Genomic DNA, 19,266 nt, shown 5'->3' with positions numbered 1-19,266 from the left:
ATGCCGGGCGGCGATCCGGCACGGCAGGTCGTCGTCACCGGCCTCGCCGTGCTGTCCGCCCTCGGCGACGGCACCGGGCCGCTCGTCGAGGCCGCCTGGGCCGGCAAGCCGGCGTTCGCGCCGGTCACCCGGTTCGACGTGGCCGGCCGCCGGGTCCGGCACGCCGCGCACCTGCCCGGCGCCCCCCGGCTGGCCGCCGAGCTGACCCGGGTCGTCGGCGAGGCCGCGGCCGGCGCCGGGCTCGACCGCGAACAGGCCGGCCGCGCCCCGCTGCTGCTCGCCCTGCACAGCGACACGCGCACCGCCGCGACCGTCGCCGAGGTCGGCGCGGCCGTGCGCGACACCGTCGGCCTGCCCGCCGTCACCAGCACCGCCGTCGGCGCCTGCACCGCCTCCAGCGGCGCCCTGGCCGACGCCGCCGTCCTGCTGACCGCCGGCCGCGCGCAGACGGCCGTCGTCGCGGCCGGCTACCTGGTCGAACCCGACACGTACGCGCTCTTCGACGCCGCGAGCGCGCTCTCGCGCGACGGCGAGGTGCGCCCGTTCAGCCGCGACCGGCGCGGACCGCTCCTCGGCGACGCCGTGGTCGCCGTCGTCCTGGAGACCGCGGGGTCCGCCCACTCGCGCGGGGTGCGGCCGCTGGCCGCGCTGGCCGGCTGGGGACGCACCGGCGACGCCCACCACGTCTGCCGTCCCGCCCCCGACGGCGCCGGGCTCGCCCGCGCCGTCACCGCGGCGCTGGCCCGGGCCGGGGTGGCGCCCGGCGACGTCGGCTACGTCAACGCCAACGGCACCGGCTCCGTGCTCGCCGACGCCGCCGAGACCCGGGCGCTGCACGCGGTGTTCGGCCCCGGCGACGGGCCGCCGGTCAGCTCCACCAAGTCCGTGCACGGCCACGCCCTGGAGGCGTCCGCCCTGCTGGAGTTCGCCGTCACCGTCGAGTCCCTGCGGGCCGGCCTGCTGCCGGTCAACGCCGGATACCTCGGCAGCGCCGACGACTGCCGGCTCGACCTGGTCCTGCACGCCCCCCGCGAGGCCCGGCCGCGGTACGCGCTCAGCCTCAACTCCGCCTTCGGCGGCGCCAACACCGCCCTGCTGGTGGAGGCCGCCGCGTGAGCGCCGCCGCGCCGCCCACCGGGCCGGTGACCCTGGCCGAGGCGCGCTGGCCCGAACCGGACGACCAACAGCCGCCGCGCATCCCCGGGTTCATCGTCTCGCCGTTCAACCCGCTCGTCGCCGCGGTGGCCGACCGCTGCCTGCGCGCCGCCCACGGGACACCGGAGACCGCCGACCCGCGGCGGCTGGAACGCACCGCGATCGTGCTGGCCAGCGCCGACGGCGACACCGCGACCGCCGACGCCGTCGGCCGGGCCGTCGCCGACGGCAGCCGGGTCCAGCCGCTGCTGTTCTTCCAGTCCAACCCCAACGCCGTGGCCGGCCACGTCGCCGCCCGCTGGGGGCTGCGCGGACCGGTCAGCTGCGTCAGGACCGCCGACGCCGACGCCCTGCCCGCCGCCCTGGCCGCCGCCGAACTCCTGCTGCTGGACGGCGACGCCACCGAGGTACTCGTCATCGCCGCCGACGCCGCCGCCGGCACCCCGGGCGAGGCCCGCGCCCGGCTGCTCGCACCGGCACCGCACCCCGTACCACCGCGCCTGACAGCGCCGCCGAAGGGAAACCCGCACCCGTGAGCGCCAAGACGATCCGCGCACAGCTCGCCAGCGATCCAGCCGTGGGCGCGGGCAACGTGCTGACCACCCTGATGGCCCTGGACACCGGCCTCGACGTCCCGCTGATCACCTTCGACAGCGCCATCGACACCCACCGCGCGGGCGAGGCCCTCACGGTGCGCCAACTCGACCGCGCCGTGCGCGCCCGGGCCGCCGCGCTGCACGCCGAGGGCATCCGGCCCCGCGACCCGGTGGCGGTGTGGGCGGGCACCGCGGCCGACCACGTCCTGAGCTTCCTCGCCCTCGCCCGGCTCGGCGCCATCCCCGCCCTGGTCAACCCGCGCCTCGACCCGGACAAGGCCGTCATCTACATCGGCCGGCTGCGGGCTGCCGCCGTGCTGGCCGACACCGAGCGGCACGCCCTGCTGACCGGCCGCGACACCGGCGCCCCGCTGCTGCCCGACCTGTCCGCGCCGGCCACGCACGACCCGGCCGACGCCCCCGAGCCGTACCGCCACTGGGCGGACGACCCGGTCGCCATCACCCACTCCTCCGGTACGACCGGCCTGCCCAAGGCGGTCGTCCACTCGCACGCGAGCCTGTACGCGGCCGTCCGGCACCGCCTGTCGCTGCCGCGTCCGCAGGGCTCGGAGCGGATGCTCAGCGTGCTGCCCGCCCCGCACGCCGCCACCTTGATCGCGGTCAACCTGGCGCTGAGCACCCACGCCGAGATCTCCCTGCTGTCGAGCCAGACCGGCGACGCGGTCCTGGAGGCGATCGAGAGCTGGCAGCCGCGCGGCGTCATCGGGTTCGCCACCACCTGGGCCGACCTGGCCCGCCACGACCTCGGCGCCCGGCGCACCGGCAGCGTCGCGCTGTGGTGGAACACCGGCGACTGCGCCCACGAGGCGCACATCCGCCGGCTGATCGCCGCCGGGTCCCGGCAGTCCGTCACCCGGCAGGGCCGCGTCACGCTGCCCGGGTCGGTGTTCGTCGACGGCCTGGGCTCCACCGAGATGGGGCACTCGCACTTTTTCATCACCCACACCCCCGACACCGAGCGCTACGGCCGCTGCGTCGGCCGCCCGCACGCCTTCGTCGACTGCGCGGTGCTCGGCCCGGACGGGGAGGAACTGCCCGCCGGACAGGTCGGCGAACTCGGCACCCGCTCGCCCACCCTCGCCCTCGGCTACTGGAACGACTCCGTCACCACCTACCGCACCCGGGTACGCGGCTACTTCCTGACCGGCGACCTGGTGTACCGCGACGAGGAGGGCTACTACTACCACCTGGACCGCGCGGTCGACGCGGTCGACCTCGGCGGCGGCCGGCGGCTGTACACCGCGGTGTCGGAGGAGGCGGTCCTCGCCGCGTGCCCCGACATCCTCGACTGCACCTTCGTCGCGCTGCGCGAGGACGGCCGGGTCGTCACCGACGTCCTGGTCCAGCCGCGCGACGGCGCCGACCCGGGCCGCGACTGGGCCAAGGAGGTCGCCGCCGCCCTGCCGCCCGAGGTGGCCGCCACCCTGCGCGAGGTGACGACCGCCGCCGACGGGCGCATCCCGCTCGGCCCGACCGGCAAGGTCCGCAAGGTCCTGCTGCGCGACCGGCACTCCGCCCAGGGCGGCGCCCGGTGAACCGGCCCGGTGCCACCGTCACCGGCCTGGGCGTGGTCACCCCGGTCGGCCGCAAGCCCGCCGAGTTCTTCGACGCCCTGCTGACCGGCCGCTCCGGCCTGGTGCGGCCGCCCGACGGCCACCCGGCCGCCGGCTGGCTGGAGTCGGCCGGGATCGCGCCGGCCGTCGACCCGCTGGAGGTGCTGCCGCCCAAGGAGGGCCGCTGCGTCGACCGCTTCGTGCTGATGGCGCTGGCCGCCGCCGAGGACGCCCTCGCCGACAGCGGGATCGTCGTCGGCCGGGACGTGGACCCCTACCGGGTGGCGGTCGTGGTCTCCAGCGGCGGCGCCGGGCTACAGACCTTCGAGGAGCAGTCCCACCGGCGCCTGGAGCGCGGCCGGCCCGGCGTCAGCCCGTACCTGCTGCCGGGGATGCTCGCCAACATGGCCTCGGCCCGCATCGCGATCCGGCACGGCATCCGCGGGTACAGCTCGGCGGTCTCCACCGCCTGCGCCGCCGGGGCCCAGTCGATCGCCGAAGGGCTGCGGCTGCTGCGGGCCGGCGACGCCGACGTGGTGGTGTGCGGCGGCTCGGAGTCCTCACTGCACCCCACCATCGCCTCCGCCTTCGCCAACACCCGTGCGCTGGCCTCCGGTTGGCAGGACCCGGCGCAGGCCAGCCGCCCGTTCGACGAGCGCCGCAACGGCTTCGTGCTCGGCGAGGGCGCCGCCGTACTGGTGCTGGAACGCACCGACTTCGCGGCCGCGCGCGGCGCCACCGGGTACGCCGACCTGATCGGCTGGGGCGCCACGACCGACGCCCACCACCCCACCAGCCCGCGCCCGGACGGCGAGGGCGCCGCCGCCTGCGTGCGCCGGGCGATCGACGACGCGGGCCTGGCCCCCGGCGACATCGACCACGTCAACGCGCACGGCACCGGCACCAAGCTCGGCGACCGCGCCGAGACCGCCGCGCTGCACACCGTCTTCGGCGACACCGGCCCGGCGGTCAGCTCCGTCAAGGGCAACACCGGCCACCTGCTCGGCGCCTCGGGGGCGGTCGAGGCCGTCGCCACCGTGCTGTCCGTCGCCCACGGCGTCCTGCCGCCGACCGCCAACCTCGACGCGCCCGCCCCCGACTGCGAGCTGGACCACGTCCGCGCCGCCCCGCGCCACACCCGGGTGCGCGCCGCGCTGTCGAACTCGTTCGCCTTCGGCGGGCACAACATCAGCCTGCTGTTCGGGCCGGCCGGCACGGCCGCCCCGAGAGTTCCGGAGGGGGACACACCGTGAGTGTGCAACGGATCGACCATGTCGAGTTCTACGTGGGGGACGCCGAGCGCGCCGCCGCCGACCTCGCCGACGGCTTCGGCTTCACCGCCGGCCCCGTCGAGGACACCGACGGCACCGCCGGCACCCGGTCGGTGCCCGCGGTCCAGGGCGGCATCCGCCTGCGGCTGACCTCCAGCACCGACCCCGCCCACCGGGCCGCCGACTACGTCGCCCGCCACGGCGACGGGGTCGCGGTCGTCGCGCTGGCCTGCCCGGACGCCGCCGCGACCCTGGACCGCGCGCTCGCCCACGGCGCCCGGCTGCTGGACGCCGGCACCCGCACGGTCGCCGGCTTCGACGACGTCGCGCTGCGCTTCGTCCAGGACGGCGACCCGGCCGCCGAAGCCGCCTTCCCCGCCCCGGCCGGCGCCGGGCTGCTCGACGCGATCGACCACCTCGCCATCTGCGTCCCGTCCGGCACCATGGCCGACGCGGTCCGCTTCTGCGAGGACGGCCTGGGGTTCCGCCCGATCTTCAGCGAGTACATCGAGGTCGGCGCCCAGGGCATGGACTCCGTCGTGGTCCAGAACCCCTCCGGCACCGTCACGTTCACCCTGCTGGAGCCCGACACCCGCCGCCCGCCCGGCCAGATCGACGACTTCCTCAAGGCCCACCAGGGAGTCGGCGTCCAGCACGTGGCGTTCCGCACCGACGACATCGCCCGCACCGTCCGCACCTGCTCCGAGCGCGGCGTCGGCTTCCTGACCACCCCGGGCACCTACTACGACGCGCTGGCCGAACGGCTCGCGGCCGACAGCGGCATCCCGGTGGCCGCCCTGCGCGAACTGCACGTCCTGGTCGACCAGGACCACGGCGGGCACCTGCTGCAGATCTTCACCCGCTCGGTCCACTCGCGCCACACCTTCTTCTTCGAGCTGATCGAACGCCGCGGCGCCGCCACCTTCGGCACCGCGAACATCAAGGCGCTGTACGAGGCCGTCGAGCGCCAACAGGCCGTCGCCACCACCTGACCGGGCCACCCACCGAAAGGATCCACCCCGTGACCAGCACGGCCGACCTGACCCTCACCGACGCCGAGACCCGCCTGCTGCCCACCGCCGAGGACGTCGCCTTCTACGCCGAACACGGCTGGTACCTCTCGCGCCGGCTGTTCGACGACGCCGAACTCGACGCCCTCACGCAGGCCAGCGACCAGTACTACGCCGGCCACCGCGACCGGCAGCTGCCCGTCCGGCCGCCGTACCTCGCCTCCTGGCAGCCGTCCGACGGCCCGATCCACCGGCACAACGACTACGTGCACTACGAGAGCGACGAGATCGGCCGCATCCTGCGCAAGCCGCTGCTCGGCGCGGTCGCCGCCGCGCTGGCCGGCACCGAGGAGATCCGGGTCTTCCAGGCCACCATGATCTACAAGCCGCCGAACCCGGCCGAGCCCAGCAACCTGGTGCCCTGGCACATCGACCGGCACTACTGGCAGACCTGCACCTCCGAGCGGATGCTGACCGCGTTCGTCCCCTTCCACGACTGCGGGGAGGAGATGGGCACCATCACCATGATCGACGGCAGCCACCGCTGGAAGGAGACCAGCACCGACGACTCCACCCGGCACTTCGCCCGCCGCGACCGCGCCGAGCTGGAGGAGATCCTGGAGCGGACCGCCCACTTCAACGGCGACACCATCCGCAAGGTCCCGGTCACCATCCCGCGCGGCCACGTCAGCTTCCACAGCTGCGCCACCTACCACGGCAGCGGCCCCAACCGGTCCGACCGCCCGCGCCGCGCGGTCTCCGTCCACCTCCAGGACGGCGACAACCGCTACCGCCCCCACCTGCGCCCGGACGGCAGCCCGCTGGTCTACAACCACGACGTCCTGGTGCGCCGCACCGAGGCCACCGCCGGCCGCCCCGCGGAGCCCGACTACGCCGACCCGGACTTCTGCCCGGTGGTGTGGCGATCCCGATGACACCGACCGCACCGCCCCACCACCTCCCGCTGGCGGAGCCGGCCGACCGCTACCGCGCCATGCGGCTGGTGCGCGGCTTCGAGGAGCAGGCCCTGGACCTGGTACGCGAGGGCGTCATCGCCGGCGGCATCCACCCCTACATCGGGCAGGAGGCCGTCGCCGTCGGAGTGTGCGCCGCACTGCGCGACGGCGACCTGATCACCAGCACCCACCGCGGGCACGGGCACGTGCTGGCCAAGGGCGCGTCACCGCACCGCATGCTGGCCGAACTGGCCGGCCGGGTCACCGGACTCAACCGCGGCCGCGGCGGCTCGATGCACGCCGCCGACTTCTCGCTGGGCATCCTCGGCGCCAACGGCATCGTCGGCGCCGGCGCCCCGATCGCCGCCGGCGCCGCCTGGGCCGAGGCCCGCGCCGGCCGCGACACCGTCGTCACCGCCTTCTTCGGCGACGGCGCCCTCAACCAGGGCGTCCTGCTGGAGACCTTCAACCTCGCCGCCATCTGGCGGCTGCCGGTGCTGTTCGTCTGCGAGAACAACGGCTACGCCACCACCTTGCCGGCCGCCGGCGCGGTGGCCGGCGGCGCGGTCGAGCGGGCCCGGGCGTTCGGCATCCCGGCGCAGACCGTGGACGGCATGGACTGCGAGGCGGTGCTGGCGGCCGCCGCCGGCGCCGTCGAACGGGCCCGGGCGGGCGACGGGCCGTCCTTCCTGGAGTGCCGCACCTACCGGTTCGAGGGACACCACACGATGGAGCGCCGCCTCAAGCTCGGCTACCGCACCGCCGAGGAGGTGGCCGGCTGGCGGGAGCGCGACCCGCTCCCGCGCGCCGCCGCCGCACTCGACCCCGGCGAGGCCGACCGCATCGACGCCGGGATCGGCCAACTGCTGGCCGACGCCCGCACGTTCGCGCTCGCCAGCCCCGCCCCCGACATCTCCGGCGCCTGCGACTACCTGTACGCCGACGGCCTGCGCCCCCGGGCGGGGGTGACGCTGTGAGCAAGCTGTCCTACACCAAGGCGCTCAACCGGGCGCTCGGCGACGCGCTGGCGGCCGACGAGTCGGTGTGCGTCTTCGGCGAGGACGTGGGCGCCGGCCTCGCCGGACCGACCCTCGGCCTCCAGGCCCGGTTCGGCACCGACCGGGTGGTCGACACCCCGCTGTCGGAGCAGGCGTTCGTGTCGATGGCCATCGGCGCAGCCCTGGCCGGCCGCCGCCCGGTGGTGGAACTCCAGATCCCCTCGCTGCTCTTCCTGACGTTCGAACAACTCGCCAACCAGGCCCACAAGTTGTCGCTGATGACCGGCGGTCAGACCTCCGTGCCGCTGACCTGCCTGGTGCCCGGGTCCGGATCGCGCGAGGGCTGGGCCGGCCAGCACTCCGACCACCCCTACAGCCTGTTCGCGCACGTCGGCATCAAGACCGTCGTCCCGGCCACCCCCAGCGACGCCTACGGGCTGCTGGCCTCCGCCATCCGCGACGACGACCCGGTGATCGTCTTCGCGCCGGCCGCCGCCATGGGGGTGCGCCAGGACGTCACCTGGGACCTGGAACCCGTCCCGCTCGGCCGCGCCCGGATCGCCCGGCAAGGCGACGACGTGACGGTGGTCGCCCTCGGCGCCCCGGTGCACGGCGCGCTCGCCGTCGCCGAGGAGCTCGCCCCGGAGATCTCCGTCGAGGTCGTGGACGCCCGTACCGTCCACCCCTTCGACTGGGCCACGCTGAGCCGGTCGCTGGAGCGCACCGGCCGGCTCGTCGTCATCGACGACTCCAACCGGGCGTGCGGCTTCGCGGCGGAGGTGATGGCCACCGCCGCCGAGGAGATGCGGCTGACCGCCCCGCCCCGGCGCGTCACCCGGCCGGACGGCGCCGTGCTGCCCTTCGCCCTCGAACTCGACCGCGCCCTCCAGCCGGACGCCCGGCAGCTGACCGGAGCCATCCGCGCCGTCATGAAGTGAATGACCCGTTCGTCCACCCGGGCGCCCAGGACCCGCACGCGCCCGCCGCTGCGGCCAGTTGAAGGAGAACCGCCATGACCGCCAGCCGTTACCACTGGGACCGCACCCACCCCGGACTCGTCAGCCTGCAGAAGGCCATCGAGCCGGTACGCGGACAGGTCGTCGCCCACCCCGTCTACACCGCCCTGGACGACCTGGAGCGCGTCCGGGTCTTCCTCGGCACCCACGTCTTCGCCGTCTGGGACTTCATGTGCCTGCTGAAGTCCCTTCAGCGCAACCTCACCTGCGTCCAGGTCCCCTGGGTGCCCAGCGGGCCCACCGCCAGCCGGCGGCTGATCAACGACATCGTGCTGGTCGAGGAGAGCGACGAGTACGGCGACGGCTACATCAGCCACTTCGAGCTCTACCTCGAAGGCATGGCCGCCGCCGGCGCCGACACCACGCCCATCGACACCTTCATCGGCCTGCTGCGCGACGGGACCGGCGTCGCCGAAGCCCTCAAGCGCGCCGAAGTACCGCAGGGCGCGGCCGACTTCGTCACCACCACCTGGGGGATCATCGAGTCCGCCCCGGTGCACTGCCAGGCCGCCGCGTTCGCCTTCGGCCGCGAGGACCTGATCCCGGAGATGTTCCAGCAGGTCGTCGGGATCGAGGACACGGCCGGCACGCTGACCGTCTTCAAGGACTACCTCGCCCGGCACATCGAGGTCGACGGCGAGATGCACACCCCGATGGCCATGCAGATGCTCATCGACCTGTGCGGCGACGACCGGGCCAAGTGGGAGGAGTGCGCCCGTACCGTCCACGACGCGCTGTCCGCCCGCGTGGCGCTGTGGGACTCCATCACCGCCTCCTTCCCCGGCCGCTGACGACCCGCCGCACCCGCTCCCCGGAGACCCGACCATGCCGCTCCACCCGCAACTCCAGGCCCAGCGCGCCCACCGGGCCGCCGAGGGCACCCCGCCGCTCTACGAACTGACGCTCGCCCAGGCGCGGGCCGCCGACCTGGCGGCGATCCGCGCCGGCGCGGGCACCGGGGAGCGGGTGCACCAGCTCGCCGAGGAGACGATCCCCGGCCCGGACGGCGACCTGCCGGTACGCGTCTACCGGCCGGACGCCGTCCCCGGCCGGCCCGTCCTGCTGTACTTCTTCGGCGGCGGCTGGACGCTCGGCAGCCTCGACACCGGCGACGCGGTCTGCCGCTCGCTGGCCAACGCCGCCGGATGCGTCACGATCGCCGTCGGCTACCGCCTCGCCCCGGAGAACCCGTTCCCGGCCGCCGTCCACGACTGCTACGCCGCGCTGTGCTGGGCGGCCGGCAACGCGGCGCGGTTCGGCGGCGACCCGGCGCGGCTGGCCGTCGCCGGGGACAGCGCCGGCGGCAACCTGGCCGCCGCCACCACCCTGCTCGCCCGCGACCGCGGCGGCCCGGCCATCCGCCACCAGGTCCTGGTCTACCCCAACACCGACCACCGCGCCGACACCCCCTCCGCCCGCGAGAACACCGACCCGCTGCTGTTCAACCGGCACTCGGTCGCCTGGTACTGGGGGCACTACCTCGCCGGCGCCGACGGCACCGACCCGCTGGCCTCCCCGCTGCGCGCCGCCGACCTCGGCGGCCTGCCGGAGGCCACCGTCGTCACCGCCGAGTACGACCCGCTGCGCGACGAGGGGGAGCGGTACGCCGACCGGCTCCGCGACGCCGGGGTCGCCGTCGCCGCCCGGCGCTACGACGGCATGGCGCACGGCTTCTTCACCATGACCGGCGTCCTGGCGGAGGCCCGCGAGGCGCACGCCTGGATCGCCGGCCGGCTGCGCACCGCGCTCGACGCCCCCGCCTCCGCTCCGGCCCCCGTCGCGGAGGGCCGGCCGTGACCGCGCTGACCCCGCTGGACCTGCACGGTTCGCTGTCCGACCCGCTGCTGGACACCATGACCTTCCTCAACGAGGTCACCACCCGGTACCCGGACGCGATCTCCTTCGCCCCCGGCCGCCCCTACGAGGGCTTCTTCGAGGTGGACTCCGTCCACACCTACCTCGACACCTACCTCGAACACCTCGCCAAGGACCGCGGCATGCCGTCGGAGCGGGTGCGTACCGAACTGTTCCAGTACGGCCGCACCAAGGGCATCGTCCACGAACTGATCGCCCGGACCCTGGAGGCCGACGAGGACCTGCGCGTCGACCCCGAGGCGCTCGTCGTCACCGTCGGCGCCCAGGAGGGCATGCTGCTGGTGCTGCGCGCGCTGTTCGCCTCGCCCCGCGACGTCCTGCTGGTCAGCTCGCCCTGCTACGTGGGCATCACCGGCGCCGCCCGGCTGCTCGACATCGCCGTCGAGTTCGTCCCCGAGGGCCCCGGCGGCGCGGACCCCGCCGCCCTCGCCGCGGCCGCCACCCGGCTGCGGGCCGCCGGCCGCCGGCCACGCGCCTTCTACGTCGTGCCCGACTTCGCCAACCCCTCCGGCACCAGCATGGCCACCGAGGACCGCCACCGGCTGCTGGCCACCGCCGCCGAGCACGACCTGCTGGTCATCGAGGACGACCCCTACGGCTTCTTCGGCACCGACCCGCTGCCCCGGCCCACCCTCAAGGCCCTCGACCCGGACCGCCTCGTCGTCCACCTGGGCTCCTTCGCCAAGACCTGCTTCCCCGGCGCCCGGCTCGGCTACGTCGTCGCCGACCAGGAGGTCGTCCACCCCGACGGCCGGCGCGGCCTGCTCGCCGACGAACTCGCCAAGCTCAAGAGCATGACCACCGTCAACACCCCCTCGCTCAGCCAGGCGGTCATCGGCGGCATGCTGCTGCACCACGGCTTCCGGCTGCGCGAGGCCAACGAACGCTCCCGCCGCTTCTACGCCCGCAACATGGCCACCCTGCTCGACTGCCTCGACGCCGCCTTCCCCGCCGCCGAGCGGACCGCGCTCGGCCTGGACTGGAACGCGCCCGAAGGCGGCTTCTTCGCCGTCGTCACCGTGCCGTTCACCGCGGACGACGCCGCACTGGAACGCTGCGCCCGCGCGTGGGGCGTGCTGTGGACCCCGATGGCCGGCTTCCACCCCGCCGGCGGAGGGACCAACGACCTGCGCCTGTCGTGCAGTTGCCTGGAACCGGCCGACATCGCCGAAGGCGTCCGCCGACTCGCCGGCTTCCTGCGGGAGGCGGTGTGACCACGGGGGACGGCACCCGGCCGCGTCCCGCACCGGACGGCGTGACGCCCGCGGACCGCGGTGAGCCGCTCGACCTGGCGGACCTGGAGGCCGCGGCCCGCGACCGGCTGCCCGCCGACGTGTGGGACTTCATCGAGGGCGCCGCGGGCGAGGAGTGGACGCTCGCTGCCAACCGCGCCCAGTTCCAGCGGCTCGCGCTGCGCCCCCGCGTGCTGGTCGACGTCTCCGCGGTCGACCCGGGCGTCGAACTGCTCGGCGCCCGGCTGGCCGCCCCGATCGGCGTGGCACCGCTCGCCTACCACGGACTGGCCCACCCGGAGGCGGAGTTGGCCACCGCCCGGGCGGCCGGCGCGGCCGGGGCGCTGTTCGTGGTGGGGATGCTGGCGGGCGAGACGATCGAGGACATCGCGGCGGCGGCGACCGGCCCGCTGTGGCTCCAGCTGTACTGGCTGCGCCGCCGCGACGTACTCGCCGACGTGGTGCGCCGCGCCGCGGACGCGGGATACCGGGCGCTGGTGCTGACCGTCGACGCCCCGCGCGTCGGCCGCCGGCTGCGCGACGTGCGCAACTCCTTCCGGCTGCCGGACCGGCTGGCCGCCGTCAACATCGCGTCCGTCCCGTCCGCCAACTCCTACGGCACCCGGGGCGCCTCCGCGATCGAGGCCCAGTCCCGCGACCAGTTCGACCCCGCGATCACCTGGGCGGACCTGGCCTGGCTGCGTGCCCTGACGCCGCTGCCCCTGGTACTGAAGGGCGTGCTGACCGCCGAGGACGCCCGCCTCGCCCTCGACCACGGCGTCGACGCCGTGATCGTCTCCAACCACGGCGGCCGGCAACTCGACGGCGCCGTCCCGCCGCTGGCCGCCCTGCCCGAGGTCGCCGGCGCGGTGGGGGAGCGGATACCGGTGCTCCTCGACGGCGGTATCCGCTCCGGCGGCGACATCGCCAAGGCGCTGGCCCTGGGCGCCCGCACGGTGCTGGTGGGCCGGCCGGTCCTGTGGGGCCTGGCCCACGACGGCCGCGACGGGGTGGCCGCGGTCCTGCGCCTGCTGCGCGAGGACCTGGAACAGACGATGACCCTCGCCGGCCGCCCCCGCCTGACCGACCTCACCCCCGACACCGTCACGGTGTGGCCCCCGGCACCGGGGGCCTGAGGGGTCGCGTTCGCGATCAGTGAACGTGCAGGTCACAGCCGCGAGTCGTGGGTTCGGGCACCGCGGGGCACCAGCCCGTCCGGCGTCAGCACCCGGGACCGTCCCGTCCGCCGTCGCCCCGGGGCAGCACGAGACCGCTCCGCTACGGGCGGACGGTGACGGGACCGGCTGCGATGGCGAGGGGGACGGTCCTGGTGGCCGTCGTACACGACAGCTCACCCGGATCGTGAGCGAGGAGGCGGACCCCCGCCTCGGGGAGGCGGGGAGCCCGCGCCCTCGTGCGGCGCGGTCCGTCTTCCGGACGTCCTCAGTCGGCGAGGGCGCCCATGGGGTCCCAGGCGGGCAGGACGATCGGCGGCTGGTCGAGGGCGGCGGCCAGCTCCGGCGGCAGCGCGGAGCGCCGGACCGCGATCTCGAAGACGTACTCACCGAACCACGAGTCGTTCATGGTCCAAAAGCCCCGGTCGGCCTTCTCCGCGCCCCAGCTGTTCTCCACCCGCCAGCGGCGCGGACTGCCGTCCACCACGTCGACGCCGGTGAACAGCATGGCGTGGGTCATCTGCGTCTCGTGGTGAAGCAGCCGGTCGGCCTTGTCCATGGTGAAGGGGGCGTCGTAGACCCCCGCGTAGTCGTAGAGCGCGGCATCCCACACCCCGACGTCCGAGCGCGACATCTTGCTCACGTCGCAGCCGAACCACACCGGCTCGCCGTCGACGATCGCGGTCATGGTCAGCCGCTTCAGCAGCTCCATCGGCGCGTTGAGATAGACCACCGGCGGGGCGTCCACGACGTTGCCCAGGTACTGCACGGTGAACGTGCGGCCGACCGGGCTGGACTCCCGCGGGTCGTGCACCAGGCAGACGTAGTCCTCCAGCGGGAGCTGCGCGTACGAGGCGGCGAACTGCGCCGGGGTGAGCCAGCCGTCGCGGTGGAACTCCTTGTCCTTGTCCTCCCACTGCCACAGGAACCGCTGCGGCGGCGTGCCGAGGTGGATGCTGAGCACCCGGTGGATGGCGGCCAGCACCTCCCGCTTGCACTCCCGCTGCGCCGCGACCCCCTCGGCGGCCAGTGCGCGCAGGTCGCGGGCGCCCTGGCGCAGCAGGGTCTTCAGCGCCAGGTTCATCGCCCGGGTGGCGGAGGAGCTGTGGGTCTCCGGCATCGCCGACTTGGGTACCAGACCGTGCTTGGCGACCAGCGCCACGAACATGTTCCACTGCCCGCCGTCCCCGATCGGGTCCGACAGCAGGTGCGCCACCGTGCGGTCGTCCACCTCACGGTCCGACGTCTCGACGACCGCTTCGAGGAAGTGGTTCGCCCGCTCGAACTTGTCCCACCACAGCAGGTAGTTCTGCGAGAACTCGAAGTCCTTCACACCCAGCTTCCGCGCGGCGCCGACCCGGAGCAGGTTGAGCCCGGCGAACATCCAGCAGCGGCCGCTTTTCTTCTGGTTGGTGACCTTCCAGTCGTCCAGATGGTGCGAGACCGAGTGGTCGATACCGGTGACGACCCGCCGGTCCAGGGCGACGTCGTCCACCGGCGTCTGGGTGACGGCGTTCTGCATCAGCCGGTTCGCCGACCGGGCGGCGAACCCCTTCTCGAAGAGTTCGAGTTGATCCGGGGTCAAACTGCGATCCATGGCCTGGCGGGAGTCATCGTCTCCGAAGGTCACAGCGGCCTGCCTCCAGTTCCCAGCGGTTCTCAGAGCAGCGCACCCACCGTTGCACGGCCGTTCAGCCGAGTCAACGAGGTATCGAAGGCAAGCCGCTCCGCCCGCGCGGCACCGCCCGCCCCGCCCGCCGGCCTGGCCGAACCGGATCCGGACAGGCGGCAGCCGAGCCCGGCCGGCTCACCTCCCCCTCGCGACGGGGTGAACCGCACCCTGGCGGCAGGGCCGTAAGCGCGGTCACCCTGGGGTCCGGCTATGGCCACGGCAAGCGGTGGTCACGAGGCGCCGTGCGGTCGGCGCCCGGCCGCTGCGCCGACGCCCCGACCCCTGCGATCACCGATCGGGCCTCGGCGGGGTGGGCCCAACCGGCCCGGAGACCGACCGGTTCGCCACGGCGAAGACGCGGACGGCGAGGACACGGACCACGCGGACGGACTGCGAGGTCACGGACCAGGAAGACGCGGACCACGCGGACACGGACCCAGAAGACGGACGGCGAAGACGCAGAGCACGCGGACAGCACGCGAAGACAGCGCACGAAGACACAGCGCACGAGGACACAGCGCACGAAGACAGAGCACGGAGAACTCGGTAGTGACATCGTTCAGGGACTACGTGACGGGCCGCCGGGGACGAGCCGTCGCGGGAGGCATACTCGTCGCCGACGGCATCGTCGGTATCGATGGACAGGTCGGCCGGAAACGGGCCGGCATCCTGAGTTCGCTGGTCGTACTCGTGGTGGGGCTGGTTTTCGTCGGAGTCGGTGTCTACGTGCACCGTCAACACCAGCCCTACGCGAACGGGATGTCGACCACCGGGACCGTGACGGGGGTACAGACGTCCCGAAACGATCACGGCCAGCCGGCGTACGCGCCCGTCATCGCCTTCACCGCGGCGAGCGGGCGGAGGGTGACGGTGACCGAGCCGAACACGAGCAGCGTCAGGCCCACCGTCGGCGGCAGCGTCCAACTGTCCTACCGGAAAGGTGATCCGCAATCGGCGCGCGTCATCCCCGCGCACGACTGGGTGGCGTTCGCGGTGACCGGAATCGGTGGCCTGACCGCGCTGATCGGTGCCATCACCTTCGTCATCAGGCTCAAAACACTGCTCGCCGGCCTTCGTCTGCTGATCGGCTCCAGGGGACAACACGGCTGACGGCGGTCGGTGATCTCTCCCGCAGGCAACGGTCCGTCGCTCCGCTCACCGGACCGACGGCCCGGGGATTCCTTCTGCGGACGTGTTCCCTTGTTCGCTGCGGGACGACATTGCGGCTGCTGCGGAACGTTCTGGCCGCTGCGGCGGGAATCTTCTCCGGCCGCGCGGAATCCGGTTCGGCCGCGGGTAATCCGGCTGTTCCGGTCGGCGGGCGGTGCGTGACGACTCCGTCCGCGCCGCTGTCCGCGCCTCTGTCCTGGCCTCCGTTCTGGCCTCCGTTCTGGCCTTTGTCCGGGCCTTCGTTCTGGCCTTTGTCCGGGCCCGCGCCGGCGCGCGAAGAATGCGCTGGACAATGGGTCATGCTCCGCGGTGCTTCGGGCGTCGCGCAATCAGAACCCGTCGCGATTATCCGGTGCGCTGATTCCACATTCCGCATTTCGCGTTCCGCGCGGTCCCGTTTTTTCGGCATGGCGGGACGGGATAGCCCGGGCCACGAGGCGCCGAGACGCGCGCAAGGCGGCGTTCCCCGTGCACTGAGGCGGGCCGGATCATCCCCCGGCGGCTGTCCGCGATTTACAACCGCCCCCTGATGCCGCCGCCCTGTCGGACGCGGTCGGGGCAGCGCCGGAACGCGTGTCGCTCGCGGCTCCGGACGATGCGGTGGGTGGGTGGGTGCCGTGGCCGTGGCGCTCGAAGGGCCGGGCGGGGTCCGGGAGATGCGCAGGCCGTGGCCGGGGTGGGCCGGTCACGGCCTGCGCGTGTCACGCGGCGCGGGCGGGGCCAGCGCACCCGTCGGCCACCGGTCTTCGCGCCACCGACCGTCGGCCGTCAGCCACCGGCCGCCGTTCCGGTGCCGTCGCCAAGCCCCCTCCCGTACGCCGCCCGCCGTCCCGCGCGGTCGACACATCGGCCGTGCCGTCGACACATCGGCTCCCGCGCCGCCCTTTCCGTACCGCCGCCCGCCGGGCCCCCGCCCCGACGACCCTCCTCCAGCGCGCCCGTTACCCGAAAGCCCGCCCTACTTGACGAACTCCGGCAGCACGCGGGGCGGCCAGTGGCCGACGGTCAGCATGCCCATCGAGTGCGCGCGGGCGACCAGCGCGGCCCGGTTGGGGGCCTTGAGGGTGCGCAGCATCAGGCCGACGTGGTACTCGACGCCCTGGCGGCTGAGGTAGAGGCGGGAGGCGAGCTGGACGGTGGAGGCGCCGCTGGCTACGCCTTCCAGCACGAGGGCGTCGAGCTTGCTCAGGATCGCCTTGCGGTGCTTCAGCGGCTCGGTGGCCGCCGGTTCCCCGGCTTCCTCGTCGGGCTGCACCATGACAACGATGCCGGACAGCCGGTCGTCGCTCTGGTGGACCGCGATCCCGACCAGTTCGCCGGAGAAGGGGGTCTCGCCGTTCTCACCCTTGAGGCCCACCATCCGCTCGGCGAAGCGGTTGCAGCGGCGTTCCGTCAACCGGGTGAAGTGCCGCCCGAAGACCGTGGGCGCGCTGGGGTGGAGCAGTTCGTAGAGGCTGCGACCGCAGACGTCCGAGGGGCTGCGGCCGAACTGGTGGTAGAAGTCCGGGTCGGCCGACGTGATGCGCAGTTCGGGGTCGAGGTTGGCCGTACAGGCGCGGCGGCGAACACGTCCCCGGGCGCGGAGATCCGCCGCCTGCTGGGAGGCGGCCGCACGCGCCGGGTTGAGCGGACCAGGACCAGTCACCGTAGTGCTAAGCAATTCCTGGGACCTTGTGATGGTTTCCTGGGTCATGGAGATGGTCGTCTTTCTGATGTCAAGAGGGAGCGGAGATATCAGGGTTCCGGGGTCGAGGGGGGAATACGCCCCGACGTCGCCGGCCGTGCGGACCCTGGTGCGTGCGAACGCGCCCTGGTGCCTGGCCGGAAAGACCCGAAGAACTGGAGAGGAGCGCCCTTGGTGTGCGGCGTAACGCGGAAGTACCGGCCCGTCGGACAGGCGCCGGGAAATGCGGCTCCATCGGGATGTCCTTCCCGCGTTCCAGGAGTTGATTCTTCGCTATCGGAATCAACTCGTCCTCTTTCGTCCGGTGCGGCCTCCTCCGCCGAGGACGGGGAGGACCCATGTGATCGAGCGCGCCGGAATACGGCTGACCGAAAAGGAGCGGTCACGCTGGACGATCGGCTGATCGATGCCGAGGGTGGCATTCGAGGTATGCAGTAGATCGCACCCATTGCCACGTCACCAGGGTGCGATTCACCCCCTCCCCGGGGCAGGCGCTCCGTACCGGCGGCCCGCCAGGGCTCCCGGGGGCCGTCGATGCCCCCGACCGGTCAGGCGCGGGCAGCCGAAGGCGGCAGGGGAGAGGAAGCGCGATCCGGCCCGGCGGCCCCGCTCCGGCAGCCACGCGTCAGGGGCCCTGCCGTCCCTCCCCGGCCACCACGCATCAGGAGTCCTGCCGTGCCGCTCCGGCAACCACGCGTCAGAGGCCCGGCGGTCCCTCCCCGGCAACCACGCCTCAGGGGTCCTGCCGTGCCGCTCCTGCGCACAGACCCGGTCCGGGGCACGGCTCGCTGTCGCGGGCGGTGGCCCAGGGATCCAACGGCACCGACCCCACGGTACGGCCGGCGGCGTCCAGCAGGTGGCCGCAGAGCTTCTCCTGGCGCAGCACCAGGTTGCGCTCGCGGATGCGCGCGTACGGGAACTGCGCGGTGATGTCGCTGACCAGCCCGTGCAGGTCGCCGATGGAGCGGAGTCCGACGCTGAGCAGCAGGTTCCGTTCGTCGGCGAGCGCGGCGCAGGTGCGTACCTCGTGCCGTGCGCCGAGTTTCCGCCCCACCTCCTCCAGCCGGTCCTCGGGAACGGAGAACCACAGCAGCGCGGCGCTCGGCCACCCCACCAGACTGCGCGCCACGTCGCAGCGGACCATGACCTCGTCACGGGCGAGCAGCGCGGTCAGCCGGCGCTGGACCTGCCGGGCCGACAGCGACAGCCGCGACCCCAACGTGACGTTGGAACCGCGACCGTCCTGCGACAGGGCACGGAACAGGTCGCGGTCGGGGCTTGCGAACGGCCGCTCCGTGGAGCCGGCGCGTCGCGGGGCGGCGGTGCGCAGCCGGCGGACCTGAGCGGCCGACAGCACCCCCAGCCGCCACTGGCCGGTGGCTTCGAACATCCGGGTGGCCAGGCTGCTGCGTACCCGGGATACGCCCGGCAGCGACGGCAGGTCGACCAGCAGCAGCTGTGACATCTGCACGAAGTCGGCGGCGAACACGATCGCCAGCAGATCGTGCTGGCCGGCGACGTACTGCACGGTGACGACGTTGTTCCAGTGGGCCATGGCGTGCGCGACGTCGTGACTGCGTCCGGGCTCGCAGGAGATCTCCAGGAATCCGGTGGTGACCGTGGAGCTCGCCTGCGATCCGACGTAGGCCGACACCCACGCGGTGCCGTCGCCCGTCAGGCGCTCCCACCTGCGCCGGACCGTCACGGGATCCACCTGGAGGACCTCGCCGACCAGTGACCACGGAGCGCGCGGACTGATCTGCAGCGCGTCGACGATCTCCAGTGAGCCTTCACTGAGCATGACCTATACCTGGCATTCCGCAGGTCTGGATGTCCGAATGCTGCGTTTCAACCGTACCAATGTCCCAGTCGTGCACGGTGG

At 73.8% G+C, this 19,266-nt stretch carries 16 protein-coding genes; 13 read left to right on the top strand and 3 right to left on the bottom strand.

The features are described from left to right. From POF43_RS00630 to POF43_RS00575, 12 genes are all read left to right on the top strand, one after another. Nucleotides 1–1,116, top strand: coding sequence for a beta-ketoacyl-[acyl-carrier-protein] synthase family protein (locus POF43_RS00630; protein ID WP_271322124.1), 1,116 nt, complete (start codon nt 1–3; stop codon nt 1,114–1,116). Next, nucleotides 1,113–1,691 (top strand): beta-ketoacyl synthase N-terminal-like domain-containing protein, encoded by a 579-nt coding sequence (locus POF43_RS00625; protein WP_271322125.1) that lies wholly within the window; start codon nt 1,113–1,115, stop codon nt 1,689–1,691. Before POF43_RS00630 ends, POF43_RS00625 begins: the two co-directional genes overlap by 4 nt. Beyond that, nucleotides 1,688–3,307, top strand: a complete 1,620-nt coding sequence (locus tag POF43_RS00620) for a class I adenylate-forming enzyme family protein (RefSeq protein WP_271322126.1) — start codon at nt 1,688–1,690, stop codon at nt 3,305–3,307. Before POF43_RS00625 ends, POF43_RS00620 begins: the two co-directional genes overlap by 4 nt. Continuing rightward, nucleotides 3,304–4,578: a beta-ketoacyl-[acyl-carrier-protein] synthase family protein gene (locus POF43_RS00615; protein ID WP_271312471.1), complete on the top strand. Its 1,275-nt coding sequence runs from the start codon at nt 3,304–3,306 to the stop codon at nt 4,576–4,578. Before POF43_RS00620 ends, POF43_RS00615 begins: the two co-directional genes overlap by 4 nt. Next, nucleotides 4,575–5,588, top strand: a complete 1,014-nt coding sequence (gene hppD / locus POF43_RS00610; RefSeq protein ID WP_271322127.1) for a 4-hydroxyphenylpyruvate dioxygenase — start codon at nt 4,575–4,577, stop codon at nt 5,586–5,588. The genes POF43_RS00615 and hppD overlap by 4 nt, the downstream gene beginning before the upstream one ends. A gap of 29 nt (nt 5,589–5,617) precedes the next feature. Then, nucleotides 5,618–6,541: a phytanoyl-CoA dioxygenase family protein gene (locus tag POF43_RS00605; RefSeq protein ID WP_271312469.1), complete on the top strand. Its 924-nt coding sequence runs from the start codon at nt 5,618–5,620 to the stop codon at nt 6,539–6,541. Further along, nucleotides 6,538–7,539 (top strand): thiamine pyrophosphate-dependent dehydrogenase E1 component subunit alpha, encoded by a 1,002-nt coding sequence (locus POF43_RS00600; RefSeq protein WP_271322128.1) that lies wholly within the window; start codon nt 6,538–6,540, stop codon nt 7,537–7,539. Before POF43_RS00605 ends, POF43_RS00600 begins: the two co-directional genes overlap by 4 nt. Next, complete coding sequence (locus POF43_RS00595; RefSeq protein WP_271312467.1) at nt 7,536–8,498, top strand: alpha-ketoacid dehydrogenase subunit beta; 963 nt, start codon at nt 7,536–7,538, stop codon at nt 8,496–8,498. The genes POF43_RS00600 and POF43_RS00595 overlap by 4 nt, the downstream gene beginning before the upstream one ends. A 74-nt stretch (nt 8,499–8,572) precedes the next feature. Further along, nucleotides 8,573–9,367, top strand: a complete 795-nt coding sequence (locus POF43_RS00590; protein ID WP_271322129.1) for a DUF3050 domain-containing protein — start codon at nt 8,573–8,575, stop codon at nt 9,365–9,367. A gap of 34 nt (nt 9,368–9,401) precedes the next feature. Continuing rightward, entirely contained in the window at nt 9,402–10,373 is a 972-nt protein-coding gene (gene lipP1, locus POF43_RS00585; protein WP_271322130.1) for a LipP1 family hormone-sensitive lipase, read from the top strand. After that, nucleotides 10,370–11,665, top strand: coding sequence for an aminotransferase-like domain-containing protein (locus tag POF43_RS00580; protein WP_308217711.1), 1,296 nt, complete (start codon nt 10,370–10,372; stop codon nt 11,663–11,665). Before lipP1 ends, POF43_RS00580 begins: the two co-directional genes overlap by 4 nt. Beyond that, a complete protein-coding gene (locus tag POF43_RS00575; RefSeq protein ID WP_271312463.1) occupies nt 11,662–12,819 on the top strand; it encodes an alpha-hydroxy acid oxidase in 1,158 nt (385 codons plus the stop codon). The genes POF43_RS00580 and POF43_RS00575 overlap by 4 nt, the downstream gene beginning before the upstream one ends. Nucleotides 12,820–13,126: 307 nt before the next feature. On the opposite strand, the gene POF43_RS00570 is transcribed toward POF43_RS00575, so the two are convergent. Then, complete coding sequence (locus POF43_RS00570) at nt 13,127–14,455, bottom strand: C1 family peptidase (RefSeq protein WP_271312462.1); 1,329 nt, start codon at nt 14,453–14,455, stop codon at nt 13,127–13,129. 624 nt (nt 14,456–15,079) lie between these two features. Between POF43_RS00570 and POF43_RS34725 the strand changes: the two genes are divergently transcribed. Then, nucleotides 15,080–15,640 (top strand): DUF3592 domain-containing protein, encoded by a 561-nt coding sequence (locus POF43_RS34725; RefSeq protein WP_271322131.1) that lies wholly within the window; start codon nt 15,080–15,082, stop codon nt 15,638–15,640. A 1,018-nt stretch (nt 15,641–16,658) separates the two neighbouring features. On the opposite strand, the gene POF43_RS00560 is transcribed toward POF43_RS34725, so the two are convergent. Both POF43_RS00560 and POF43_RS00555 read right to left on the bottom strand, forming a co-directional pair. After that, complete coding sequence (locus POF43_RS00560) at nt 16,659–17,345, bottom strand: helix-turn-helix transcriptional regulator (RefSeq protein ID WP_271323539.1); 687 nt, start codon at nt 17,343–17,345, stop codon at nt 16,659–16,661. Nucleotides 17,346–18,117: 772 nt separating this feature from the next. Further along, nucleotides 18,118–19,185: an Lrp/AsnC family transcriptional regulator gene (locus POF43_RS00555; RefSeq protein WP_271323538.1), complete on the bottom strand. Its 1,068-nt coding sequence runs from the start codon at nt 19,183–19,185 to the stop codon at nt 18,118–18,120. Nucleotides 19,186–19,266: the final 81 nt, after the last annotated feature.

Origin of the sequence: Streptantibioticus silvisoli (assembly GCF_027947535.2) — a bacterium.
GTDB lineage: Bacteria > Actinomycetota > Actinomycetes > Streptomycetales > Streptomycetaceae > Streptantibioticus_C > Streptantibioticus_C silvisoli.
Note: the sequence above shows the minus strand (reverse complement) of the source record. Positions and strands in the feature narration are given on the sequence as shown.

Coding starts and splice junctions, on each gene's coding strand:
- POF43_RS00630 (WP_271322124.1), top strand. CDS start 1: ATGCCGGGCGGCGATCCGGCACGGCAGGTCGTCGTCACCGGCCTCGCC.
- POF43_RS00600 (WP_271322128.1), top strand. CDS start 6,538: ATGACACCGACCGCACCGCCCCACCACCTCCCGCTGGCGGAGCCGGCC.
- POF43_RS00590 (WP_271322129.1), top strand. CDS start 8,573: ATGACCGCCAGCCGTTACCACTGGGACCGCACCCACCCCGGACTCGTC.
- lipP1 (WP_271322130.1), top strand. CDS start 9,402: ATGCCGCTCCACCCGCAACTCCAGGCCCAGCGCGCCCACCGGGCCGCC.
- POF43_RS00570 (WP_271312462.1), bottom strand. CDS start 14,455: ATGGATCGCAGTTTGACCCCGGATCAACTCGAACTCTTCGAGAAGGGG.
- POF43_RS00555 (WP_271323538.1), bottom strand. CDS start 19,185: ATGCTCAGTGAAGGCTCACTGGAGATCGTCGACGCGCTGCAGATCAGT.